This is a genomic window from Affinirhizobium helianthi (assembly GCF_042680945.1).
GTDB classification, from domain to species: Bacteria; Pseudomonadota; Alphaproteobacteria; order Rhizobiales; family Rhizobiaceae; genus Neorhizobium; species Neorhizobium helianthi.
In genome coordinates, this window is the sequence record NZ_JBHUEQ010000035.1 from 83,737 (window position 1) to 95,640 (window position 11,904).

The window sequence follows — 11,904 nt, forward strand, 5'->3', positions numbered from 1 at the left end:
ATAGGAGGAATATCGTATGTCAACGGTGAAAATCATACTTTTGGATCAGGGCGTCAGCCTGACGTTCTCAGGCGAAGGAGGATCTCCTGATCGTAATTCCCAAAGCCACGTCCGAAGATATTGAGCCCGCCCGGATGGCGCGCATCCTGCTTGACTTCGATGCGCAAACGGATCGACCTGTGCGAAGACAGATCCAGATCTTTCAACGAAACGCCTGAAATCCTTGTACCATCGACGTAACTGCCATCATGTGTGATGCGCCAGGTCTTCAACATACCGTACTGGGAACCAGACAATTTCCACCAATCCGGCGTGTAGAGCCCCCTTTTGTCGCCAAAATCTCCCGGCGATGTCCAGTCTCCGAGTTCAATGCCATTGACCGATAGTGTAATATCCGACGGCCAGTTGCTATGAGTACCGGGAACCTCGGAACTGACTTCCATCGAAAATTCCATTTCTTCGATGTTTCGCCCTTGTATTTTCGCGTTATTGGGAAATTGATACTCTACATAACCCGAGGTGAACCACAGAAGGGCGGCCTTCATCCTGTCTGGATCCATGAAAGTATCGGGCACATCCAGGAGCCCGATAATGCCTTCCGGCGAACAGATCCCACAAGGTGCTGTCACTGAGCTTTGGGTATAGAGCCCAAGGGGCATAGAGACAGCAATCAGATTGGCATCTGCCGCCTGCTCCGCCTTGTGGAAGGAAATAATCAGTTCGTCATAGGTGGCAAAGCATATTTTCTGGCTGCCCTTGCGGGCTTTGCGCGTCTCCGTCCGTACAAGCCCAGCCTCTTCCAATATTGTAATACTTGAGGAAATCGATGATTGCGGCTGCTGAAGACGGTCTGCGATTTCGTTTACGTTGAGACCGTCAGCCTCATGCAGGATCTTCAGGATCTGAACACGCACAGGCGAAGCGGCAGCCTTCAAGACATCGAAGTCCTTCTCGGCATCAATCAACAGGAAGTTAGGCGTCATATGGTCGTCTCAGCACCATTGATGTATATCGGAAAATCAGATTTAAACCACCTGATGACATCTGTCGATTGGATTACTGCGGCCTGAGCGGTCAAGCGCAAAGGATCAACCTTTTGCCATGGATGCAATGTTTGGGTGATAGGTATGTGCGGCCAGGGAAACAGGAACCAAAACATGTCCGCAAGACCGATGGCTGATGCACTGCGGCCCGCTGGCGATCTTGCCACGAAGCCCATTTTTGCAGTCACTTGCCGGGCAAAACCTCTCCCGCCCGGCAAGGACCGGAGATCAGCGCCTCATGCGGTTTCCGCCAAAATGAGCGGCTGCGGCTTTGTCAGGGTTTCCGGACGCAGAACGGCATCCAAGCGATCCTTTGACATCAAACCCTTTTCCAGCACCAGTTCGTAGACTCCGCGTCCACTTCGGTGCGCCTCAAGAGCAATCTCCGTCGCATTGCGATAGCCGATGTAAGGGTTGAGCGCTGTGACGATACCGATGGAGTGCTCCACCATATCGCGGAGCCTTTCCTTGTTCGCCGTAATACCACGCACGCAGTTTTTCTCCAGCGTGCCACATGCTGCGGTGAGATGCGCAATGGATCTGGACAGGCTGTAGAAGATAATCGGCTCAAAGGCATTCAACTGCAACTGCCCGGCCTCAGCCGCCATGGTGATGGTTACGTCATTGCCAATCACTTCGAATGCAACCTGATTGACCACTTCCGGGATCACCGGGTTAACCTTTCCCGGCATGATGGAGGAACCGGCCTGACGAGCAGGAAGATTGATTTCATTGAACCCGGCGCGCGGCCCGGACGACAAGAGGCGCAGATCGTTGCAGGTTTTTGACAGCTTGACCGCAACCCGCTTCAGAACACCGGAGAGCTGAACAAAGGCACCGCAATCCTGCGTCGCCTCCACCAGATCGGGCGAGGTCAAGAGGTCAAAGCCAACGACTTCGGAGAGGCGATCCCTGACACGTGCAGCATAATCTGGATGCGCGGTAATGCCGGTACCAATTGCGGTGGCGCCGAGGTTGATCTCCCGGATCAGCTGCGCTGCCTCGGACAGGCGCGCCTCGTCTTCCGCAAGCATCAGAGCATAGGTTCCAAATTCCTGCCCCAACGTCATGGGCACGGCATCCTGCAACTGGGTGCGCCCCATCTTCAGAATTTCGGAGAATTCACCAGCCTTTTCGGCAAAGGCCAGACGCAGATCTCCCATGGAACGCAGAAGGCGATGAATACCGGCCCAGGCTGCCAGCTTCAGCGCCGTTGGATAGACATCGTTGGTGGACTGACTGAGATTGACATGCTCATTCGGGTGAAGATGCGTGTATTCACCGCGGCGGTGGCCAAGAATCTCTAGCGCGCGATTTGCAATGACTTCATTGGCGTTCATATTGGTGGAGGTTCCGGCGCCGCCCTGGATGAGATCGACGACGAATTGATCATGCAGCGCGCCGTCTCGAATCTCGCGGCACGCCGCAATGATTGCGTTGCCCTGAGTTGGCCCAAGCAGTCCGAGATCCATATTGGCCTGGGCTGCGGCTTCCTTGATGGCCGCAAGCGCGATGATCAGATCAGGTGCATCGCAAAGACGTTGCCCGGAGATCTGGAAGTTTTCAACGGCGCGCAAGGTATGAACACCGTAATAGGCTTCCATCGGCACATCGCGATCCCCAAGGAGATCGTGTTCCGAACGAAATGCCGCGACTTCTTCCATGTTATTCCTCCAGAGAAAATTCTTCAATGGAATGCTTCGGATCAAAGGGCTCGAGGCAAGGCGGCAAAGGATGAACTGAGCGCAAAGTAAAGCTGGCGCATTGTAGATAACCTCCTCCTCAATGACCTGCCGCAAGCTTCCGCCTGCAACAATCCTCTTCCCTATCCCGGCGTAACTGTGCTGGCTCGGTCGGTCAATTGACAGTTTTTAGGTAGTGCGGCGTCCATACTTGTTGCAGTTCAGGCCGGAAGCCGGGCGCAAAACTCTGACAGCTGTCAGGCCGGGAGAGGTGAGGGAACCCTGACAGCTGTCAGGATTTATCAATTCCTGTTTCGCAAGATACGCGCCATCGTCAGTCAGCAGCGCGAAACGTCATCACCAAATGCGGTAGCTGTGCGATACTCAACACCAAGCGCGGAGAGAGTGCAGGCGGGATCATCATCCCGCGCCGCAGTGGCACGAGGAACACGCAATCGTCCATGCCCACCCAAATAACGTCAGCGGCCAGGTGAGGGGCCTACACGGAATGACCGCGCTGACCATCGTAGGCAACCTGGATCGAGACCAAAACTGTTCCTTCTGAGTGACAGCCCGATCGCCCATCGCAAAGTTATCCCCGGTGAATTCAAGACAGACACACAACAGATATTGACGCAGATTTAACCTTGTCTACAATATGTAGCGTTCGAGGTTCTCATGGATTCGACTGGAATCGATGAGCTAAGACGGGAATTCGGTAGCGAACATGATGTTCGCGAAGCCGAGGCTGCCCCCGCAACTGTGAACGGCGAGTGCTTGCTCTATCATGCCACTGGGTGAAACCGGGAAGGCGGAGCAGGTGCAGCGACCCGTGAGCCAGGAGACCTGCCTCGATCGATACGTCCGCCGGCGGGGTGCCAGGCAGGGTGCGGTTTAATGCGTCCGGATGAACCCCGGTCCTGAGCCGTCCTGCTCACCCGCCATATGTCTGCTTCGGGGTGAAGGCCATGAATACACCATTACAGATTATTGCTGATCCTTAGTCGTTACGACTGAGGTTGCTCGCTTCACTTTCTTCACGTCGCTTCTCTGCGCGTTGGGCCCAGGTCGGTCCGACAGCGTTTCCTTGCGCCCATTTTCTTTAGAGGTATCCCATGTCGATCACTGTCTACTCCAAGCCAGCCTGCGTTCAATGCACAGCAACCACCCGCGCCCTGGACCGCCAGGGTATCGACTATACGATCATTGATGTTTCCGAGAACGGGGCAGCATTGGCCTTGGTGCAGGAACTCGGCTACCGTCAGGTGCCTGTCGTCATCGCTGGCGATCAACACTGGGCTGGCTTCCGGCCGGATATGATCAGCGCGCTTGCCTGAAAGTTCGGTGATGGGCGCTCTCGTCTACTTCTCCAGTCGTTCGGAAAACACCCGCCGCTTCGTGGACAAGCTTGCTACGCACGCTCTGCGTCTGCCGCTGGATGCAGCCGCCACTCCGCCGCTGGTGAATGATCCCTATGTCCTCGTCAGCCCAACCTATGGCGGGGGAGGGGACAAGGGCGCTGTGCCGAAGCCCGTCATCCACTTCCTCAACAATGCCCATAACCGAAGCCTCATCCGCGGCGTCATCGCGGCAGGCAATACCAATTTCGGCGTGGCCTATGGGCGCGCCGGAAAGATCATCGCCGACAAATGCGGCGTCCCGCTTCTCTACCGGTTCGAGCTTCTCGGTACCGAAGAGGACGTCATCGCCGTGAGACAGGGACTGGAACGATTTTGGACACGCTGACCACCACGAAAACGAGCGCCTCAACCGAGGACACGCTTGATTATCACGCGCTGAACGCCATGCTGAACCTCTATGACGACGAGGGAAAGATCCAGTTCGACAAGGATCGCATGGCAGCAAGGCAATATTTCCTCAGCCACGTCAATCAGAACACCGTCTTCTTTCACAACCTTAGAGAGAAAATAGACTACCTTGTAACGGAAGGGTATTACGAGCGTGAGGTGCTCGATCAGTATTCGTTCAACTTCGTGCGCGACCTCTTCGACGTAGCCTACGCAAAGAAATTTCGGTTCCCGACCTTCCTCGGCGCGTTCAAATACTACACCAGCTACACACTGAAAACTTTTGACGGGAAACGCTATCTGGAGCGCTACGAAGACCGGGTCTGCATGGTGGCGCTCACACTTGCACGCGGCAATGAGCAGCTTGCGCGTGAACTCGTGGAGGAAATCATTTCCGGTCGCTTTCAACCGGCGACGCCCACCTTCCTCAATGCGGGTAAGAAGAGCCGCGGCGAGCTTGTATCCTGCTTCCTGCTTCGCGTCGAAGACAACATGGAAAGCATCGGCCGAGCGATCAACTCGGCGCTGCAGCTCTCCAAGCGGGGAGGGGGCGTTGCCCTGTCTCTGACGAACCTGCGCGAAATGGGCGCTCCCATCAAGCAAATCGAGAACCAGTCCTCAGGCGTAGTCCCAGTGATGAAGATGCTGGAAGATGCCTTCTCCTATGCCAACCAACTTGGCGCGAGACAGGGTGCCGGTGCGGTCTATCTTCATGCCCATCACCCGGACATCATGCGGTTCCTCGATACCAAGCGGGAAAACGCGGACGAAAAGATCCGCATAAAAACGCTGTCCCTCGGCGTCGTCATTCCAGACATCGCGTTCGAACTGGCGAAACACAACGAGGATATGTATCTGTTCTCGCCGCACGACGTAGAGCGGGTCTATGGGGTACCATTCACCGAGATTTCGGTGACGGAGAAATACCGCGAGATGGTGGAGGATGCCCGCATCCGCAAAAAGAAGATCAAGGCCCGCGACTTCTTTCAGGTCATCGCCGAGATTCAGTTCGAAAGCGGCTATCCCTACATCATGTTCGAAGACACGGTGAACCGGGAAAACCCGATCGCCGGTCGTATCTCCATGAGCAATCTGTGCTCGGAGATCTTACAGGTCAGCGAGGCGAGCCGCCTCAATGAAGATCTGTCATACGGGGAGGCCGGCAAGGATATCTCCTGCAATCTGGGCTCACTGAATATTGCCTCTGCCATGGACTCACCGGACTTCGGCAAGACGGTCGAGACCGCAATACGGGCGCTGACTGCGGTTTCTGAAATGAGCAACATTGCTTCAGTCCCGTCAATCGCAAAGGGCAACGACGATAGCCACGCTATCGGGCTCGGGCAGATGAACCTTCATGGATATCTCGCCCGCGAGCGTATCTTCTATGGCTCGGAGGAGGGGATCGATTTCACCAATATCTACTTCTATACCGTCACCTATCACGCATTGAAGGCGTCCAACAGGCTGGCCGTGGAGAAGGGGAGACGCTTCAAAGGCTTCGAAACCTCGAAATATGCCTCCGGGGAATATTTTAACAAATACACCGAGCGCACATGGAAGCCCGTGACGCAAAAGGTTGCCGCGCTTTTCGAAAAAGCTGGCATTCATATTCCGACACGGCAAGACTGGCTGGAGCTGAAGGATGCTGTCATGTCCGGAGGCCTCTATAACCAGAATCTGCAAGCCGTCCCGCCAACCGGGTCAATTTCCTATATCAACCACTCAACCTCTTCGATCCACCCGATTGTCTCGAAGATCGAGATCCGCAAGGAAGGCAAAATAGGCCGCGTCTATTACCCAGCAGCCTATTTGACGAACGACAATGTCGAATATTTTCAGGACGCCTATGAGATCGGCCCGGAAAAGATTATCGACACCTATGCGGCCGCCACCCAGCATGTCGACCAGGGACTGTCACTGACACTGTTCTTCCGCGACACTGCCACCACCCGAGACATCAACCGGGCGCAGATCTATGCCTGGAAAAAGGGTATCAAGACCATTTACTACATCCGCCTTCGCCAGATGGCGCTGACCGGCACGCAAGTGCAGGGCTGCGTTTCCTGCGCGCTGTGACGCAAGGATCGAATGTCATGAATCTGCAAGTCAAGACAAAGCCCGCCCGTGCGGCAAACCGCATTCGCGCCGTGAACTGGAACCGTCTCGAAGACGACAAGGATCTTGAGGTCTGGAACAGATTGACCTCCAATTTCTGGCTTCCTGAAAAGGTGCCGCTGTCGAACGATATTCCATCCTGGGCGACATTGAAGGCCGAGGAACAGAAACTGACGATCCGTGTCTTTACAGGATTGACCCTTCTCGACACGATCCAGAACGGGGTGGGCGCAGTGCGTCTGATGGAAGATGTGCAGACACCGCATGAGGAGGCGGTCCTCTCCAACATCTCCTTCATGGAAGCGGTGCATGCACGCTCCTATTCCTCCATCTTTTCGACGCTTTGCCTGACGCCGGATGTCGACGATGCCTATCGCTGGTCGGAGGAGAACGAATTCCTGCAGAAAAAGTCAGCGCTGATCATGGAACAGTATGACAGTGCCGATCCACTAAAGAAAAAAGTCGCTTCCGTTTTCCTTGAAAGCTTCCTGTTCTATTCGGGCTTTTATCTGCCGATGTATTGGTCGAGCCGCGCCAAGCTCACCAACACCGCCGACCTGATCCGCCTGATCATCCGCGACGAGGCCGTGCATGGTTACTACATCGGCTACAAATTCCAGCGTGCGCTCGACCGCGAAACGGAGGCGCGCCGCCAGGACATCAAGGATTTCGCCTTTGATCTGATGCTGGAACTCTATGACAACGAGGCTCGCTACACCGAAGACCTTTACGACGGAGTCGGTCTCACCGAAGACGTGAAGAAATTTCTGCATTACAACGCCAACAAAGCGCTCATGAACCTCGGCTATGAGGCACTCTTCCCGCCGGAAGCCTGCAAGGTCAATCCGGCGATCCTGTCAGCGCTCTCACCGAATGCAGACGAGAATCATGATTTCTTCTCTGGCTCCGGCTCCTCCTATGTCATCGGTAAAGCTGTCGCGACCGAGGATGACGACTGGGATTTCTGATGGATCTCACGCAAAGCCACGCGACAGTTCACAGCATCTGAACTCAAACCCGTCGTCTCAAACCGGAAGTGTTATCATCCTCACCCGGTTTGAGACGACATCTGACCATTGGTGCGAACGAGAGCCATCACCATTGGCCCGATGGAGAATTCGCCCCGTTTCGCCCGCTCAACCAGGTTTCGCAGATATCCCCCTGCAGAATTGATGTGCTGCGCTCGTTCCAGAATGCATGCGATGGTGATGGCAGCATTCTCAGGACCCAGCACTTCACAGGCGGTCTGATAGGCTGAGGGGCTGACCCCGAGCATCGATCTCACGACGACGGCCGCGGCCATCAGATCCTTCCAACTCTCGACAAGGCCCTTCGGCCCATAGGCTGATATTTCCGGGCATGCCCTCAACACGAGTCCCAGCGGGAAGGCTGGCTTGTCATCCAGTCGCTGCTTTGTGCTGCTGCCATCGTCCCCGTCTTTTCTAAAGCAGGGTTCAAGTTCATTAGGGGGTTTGGTATTTGAATTCTGTATATGCCGCTCATTTTGATCGGCATTGCCGTTCATATTTTCAGATTTTTGTCGGCTTTCCAGATGGTTGAGCACTCGCGTCTGCAGTTGACCTAATGCTGCCACGGTTCTGCGCGCAATCTCCAATGTCCACACCTTGGGAAAAGTCGCGATCAACTGGATATATTCCTCCTCAAGCGCAACCCAATCGCCTGGGCTTCCTTCCTCGAGCGCGGCAGAGATCAGCTTTCGGATATCGCGGCGGCCAATGGTGACCTGCTCTCTCAGACGCCGCAATTCCACACGCTCAGCAACGACCGTTTGCGCCGTGACCGCAAATTCTTCCGCCCGCAGCAGAAGAGGGGAAAGATCGAAGCCAAACGCATCTTCCACTCGCCCCTCAGAACTTTTCCGGGCAAAACGTTTTCCATTGGCGCTGTCACGACGCAGAATCAGGCCAGCCTCAACCAGGCAGGCGAGGTGTCTGCGCAATGTTGCATCGGCAATACCATGCGCGCGCAATGAGAGCTGCACATTGGAAGGAAACACGACAAGCGGCTCGCCCTCCACAAGCTCTGTCTCGGGGTGAAAGCTCAACAGAGCGTTCAGAACCGCAAGGCTGCGATCCTGCAGACCGAGCACTGGCCGCGCTTCCGCTATATCTCGGAACACTCTCCACTTGTCGACGGATTTTCCCGCCGCAATCGCCTTCACATCCAGCTGCCGCTGCACAACAGCAAGCGAAACCCCACGCCGCCCGAAGGGCGTCGTTACATTGGTCGGGTGCATGTCCTCTCACCTTTCAAAAGGCAACAGAAATAGGCTCACCAAACTGGTGCCAAAAACGCTTGACTGGGATTCGAGGAAATGCGATTCTCTAGTTCTCACACACAGAGAGAGGCTTCCACGACGGAAACGTTTGGGGGCCTTTTTCTTTTGCGTCTTCCTTTCGCGTTAAACTTTCGCACCTGATGGAATCAGGTCTTGTTGATCTTGATATGTTGTTCGAAATCGACAGTCAGTTGCGGCATCTGAGCTTCGAGATAGCGTAGAAAGGCCATCCCCCTCTCACCGTCCGCCACAATCTTCAATTCCTTGGGCTTGGCGACCACAACAGCCCATTTGGCGTTTTCCGGACCGAGGACCATCTGTGCCGGACGAGGCGTCGCATCCGGTTTCAATGCCGCAACCAACCGCTGAAAGCGATCATCGGAGCGCAGACCGGAAGGCAGCGCGGCAAGCGCCTGCCTCGCCTTCAGCGGCATTGCCTCATCAGAGGCCAGTGTCTTGGCAAGCTCCAGCCAGCGCGGCCGCCCGATCTTCGGCGCACGACCGATTGCTTCCAGTATGTCGGCTGGAACGGAACGGCAGACATTGCGCATACGGGCCAGTTCGGCATCCTCAATGGAGAGAGCCGCATAAATGTCTCGTGGCTTGATCCCCGCCTGATCCATACGCCAGGCAAAAAGCGCACGTTCTATCCAGGTCAGGTCCTGGCGCGCCGCATTTTCAATGCCTTGTGCCAAAACGAGGTCAAGATCGGATACCTCAACCTCAAGGGCACGAACGGGCCGCCCAAGTTGACGGGCAGCCTCACAGCGTCGATGACCGTAAACCACCTGATAACGGCCGGCTTGTTGCGGGTGCTTGCGCACCTGGATTGGAACTTTCTGCCCCTCTTGCTCAATCGAGTGCTTGAAGGCCTCGAAATCGCTTTGATCGTCATCCGGCAGACGATCCGGAAAAGGGGAGGGGTCGATCAACGCGGTATCGATCTCCCTGACCAAACCGCCGCCCGATTCAAGCAGTGCCTTCAGGCGGTCACGCTCGCTTCGGATATCGTCTATGGCACGATGCGCAGCGCCAATCACGCCCGCACCCACGCGCGGCTGTGCAGCAGAGACGGGCTCTGCCTGCTTCGGCTCCTGCGGGCTCTGCTCGCTTCCAAGCTGAGCCGACAAAAGGCCGAAACTTGCGACGATGGACTTGCGAGGCGACTTGCTCATGTTCGACCCCAGCTTTTGTTGATCAGTTCGACGATTGCCTCATTGACGGCATCCACCGCCTCGCGTGCACGCTTGTGCGTCTCCCTGCCGAGTTGACCGACCTCCAGCTCATAAATGGACCGCTTTGCCAAGCCGGCAGCCTCAACCGCCGTGCTTTCGATAGCCGTCGGCAGAAGCACATCGGATCCAAACAGGTGGCGCATCATGGCAACCACTTGCGATTGGGGGGCATCGTTTGGATTATGCCGTGTCACAAGGTAGCGGATAAAATCCTGATCCAGCTGTGCACCGCTCTCGTTCAATACGCTGATGAGGTCACCCATCATCAAAAGGAATTGGCTCATGGATGCCACATCCAGCATGGCCGGATGCACCGTGATGATCATGCTCGTGGCGGCATAGATTGCGCTCAAGGTCAGAAAGCCGAGAGAGGGGGGCGTATCGAGGATTACGACATCATAGTCTGCCTCGATTTCCGCCAGGGCGAGCTTCAGCCTCTCAAAGAAGATTGCCCCGGACCCTGCCTTGCTGGCCAGAACACGCGGCGTTTCGTGCTCATATTCCATGACTTCCAGATTGCCTGGAATCAGATCGACGCCATCGAAATAGGTTTTGCGAATGATCTCACGAATGGAGCGGCGATCAGCCTCTTCATAGCGCAGGGCAGCATAGATCGTTTCATTCGCACCGACATCTACCTCAGGCTGCGCTCCGAAGAGAGCGGAGAGGGAGGCCTGCGGATCGAGATCAAGCGCCAGGACCCGATAGCCGTGAAGGGCGAGATAATGGGCCAGATGAACGCAGGTGGTCGTCTTGGCGCTGCCGCCCTTGAAGTTCGCCACCGCAACAACCTGCAAATGCTCGCCATCTCGCCGCCTGGGCAGAAAGCGAAGCGCCTCCGCAGGCTTCTGCCGCGCAAAGAATTCGCGCAACTCGTTCACCTGCGAAAGTGTGTAAACCCGGTGATTGTTCTCGAGCCTGCCCGGAACGGGACCGCGACCTTCACTGGACATCAGCTTCAGGGTAGAATCCGGAATGGATGTGAGCCGAGACACTTCGCTCGTCAGGAAGGGGCGCAATGCCTTCTCAGACTTGGGCGGATACATATGCATCCGCAGCTGCTGCAATTGCTGGGACAATAGACCCGCATGCCGCATGATCTTGCTGCCCGCATCTTCCTTGGCTGCACTTGGCAGCTGCGCCTGTTCTGCTATCGCCATAAAACCCTCTTGGCGGCTCAACGTCGGTTTAACGACACTTGCCCGCCAAAAGCTAGAACACGATTCCCATCTGGCGTCTACAGCCTTTCATCCGACGTGCCGCCGGTTCAAGCGGCGCGACCCGCGCAGAAACCCACTGTGAGCTTGATTCTACATCGAATTTTCCTGCCAATGCGCTGCATAACCCGTGCAGCTTACACACAGGCACACTCCACCTCAGAGCCTTTTTCGAAGTCTCATCATCGTGTTAATGACAGAGGCAACTGCGAATCAGGAGACGATTCCGCCTGAGGGCGAAATGATTCTAGGTGCTTGGGTCCGGGCTTTGCCGGTACAACTTTCTCACAGGAATGGAGGGAGACACGAGCACGCTCAGCTTGAAAAGCAATTGGCCGATTTCATCGACGGCTACAATTTCGGGCGGAGATTGAAAATGCTCAAGATCTCTCGCCCGACGAGCTTGTCGCAAATTTTCTTGGTTAACGGCCTGTTGACCACCAGCGGAGAAATTGCCGCTCCCAATGTAGCGGAGCGAGCCCATGATTCTGAATGCGATTGC

The 11,904-nt window shown here is 55.7% G+C and carries 9 protein-coding genes, 1 pseudogene and 1 riboswitch; of the genes and pseudogenes, 5 read left to right on the plus strand and 5 right to left on the minus strand.

Going from position 1 to position 11,904, the window contains the following annotated elements; translation table 11 throughout:
• Positions 1-53: 53 nt before the first annotated feature.
• Both ACFSE1_RS17980 and aspA read right to left on the minus strand, forming a co-directional pair.
• On the minus strand, positions 54-983 hold the full coding sequence (locus tag ACFSE1_RS17980; protein ID WP_377404519.1) for an ArsR/SmtB family transcription factor: 930 nt from the start codon (positions 981-983) through the stop codon (positions 54-56).
• 296 nt (positions 984-1,279) lie between these two features.
• Positions 1,280-2,707, minus strand: a complete 1,428-nt coding sequence (aspA, locus tag ACFSE1_RS17985) for an aspartate ammonia-lyase (RefSeq protein WP_377404522.1) — start codon at positions 2,705-2,707, stop codon at positions 1,280-1,282.
• A 671-nt stretch (positions 2,708-3,378) separates the two neighbouring features.
• Positions 3,379-3,593: riboswitch (cobalamin riboswitch) on the plus strand.
• A gap of 247 nt (positions 3,594-3,840) precedes the next feature.
• Here aspA and nrdH point away from each other — a divergent pair.
• From nrdH to nrdF, 4 genes are read left to right on the plus strand one after another with little or no spacing between them, the layout of a single operon-like run.
• Positions 3,841-4,062, plus strand: a complete 222-nt coding sequence (gene nrdH / locus ACFSE1_RS17990; protein WP_377404525.1) for a glutaredoxin-like protein NrdH — start codon at positions 3,841-3,843, stop codon at positions 4,060-4,062.
• A gap of 10 nt (positions 4,063-4,072) precedes the next feature.
• Complete coding sequence (gene nrdI, locus ACFSE1_RS17995; RefSeq protein WP_377404561.1) at positions 4,073-4,471, plus strand: class Ib ribonucleoside-diphosphate reductase assembly flavoprotein NrdI; 399 nt, start codon at positions 4,073-4,075, stop codon at positions 4,469-4,471.
• Positions 4,459-6,612 carry a class 1b ribonucleoside-diphosphate reductase subunit alpha gene (nrdE, locus tag ACFSE1_RS18000; protein WP_377404528.1) on the plus strand — a complete coding sequence of 718 codons (2,154 nt, stop codon included), beginning with the start codon at positions 4,459-4,461 and terminating at the stop codon, positions 6,610-6,612. Before nrdI ends, nrdE begins: the two co-directional genes overlap by 13 nt.
• A gap of 17 nt (positions 6,613-6,629) precedes the next feature.
• Positions 6,630-7,619: a class 1b ribonucleoside-diphosphate reductase subunit beta gene (nrdF, locus tag ACFSE1_RS18005; protein ID WP_377404531.1), complete on the plus strand. Its 990-nt coding sequence runs from the start codon at positions 6,630-6,632 to the stop codon at positions 7,617-7,619.
• A gap of 80 nt (positions 7,620-7,699) precedes the next feature.
• On the opposite strand, the gene repC is transcribed toward nrdF, so the two are convergent.
• The 3 genes from repC to repA form a co-directional block, all read right to left on the minus strand.
• Entirely contained in the window at positions 7,700-8,908 is a 1,209-nt protein-coding gene (gene repC / locus ACFSE1_RS18010; protein ID WP_377404534.1) for a plasmid replication protein RepC, read from the minus strand.
• A 188-nt stretch (positions 8,909-9,096) separates the two neighbouring features.
• The gene (repB, locus tag ACFSE1_RS18015; protein WP_377404537.1) at positions 9,097-10,125 is read right to left on the minus strand and encodes a plasmid partitioning protein RepB; all 1,029 of its coding nucleotides are present in this window, start codon (positions 10,123-10,125) and stop codon (positions 9,097-9,099) included.
• On the minus strand, positions 10,122-11,345 hold the full coding sequence (gene repA / locus ACFSE1_RS18020) for a plasmid partitioning protein RepA (protein WP_377404540.1): 1,224 nt from the start codon (positions 11,343-11,345) through the stop codon (positions 10,122-10,124). Before repA ends, repB begins: the two co-directional genes overlap by 4 nt.
• Positions 11,346-11,709: 364 nt before the next feature.
• On the opposite strand from repA, the pseudogene ACFSE1_RS19460 reads away from it, so the two are divergent.
• Positions 11,710-11,787, plus strand: a pseudogene (locus ACFSE1_RS19460) (transporter substrate-binding domain-containing protein); the annotation flags it as partial.
• Positions 11,788-11,904 lie beyond the last annotated feature (117 nt).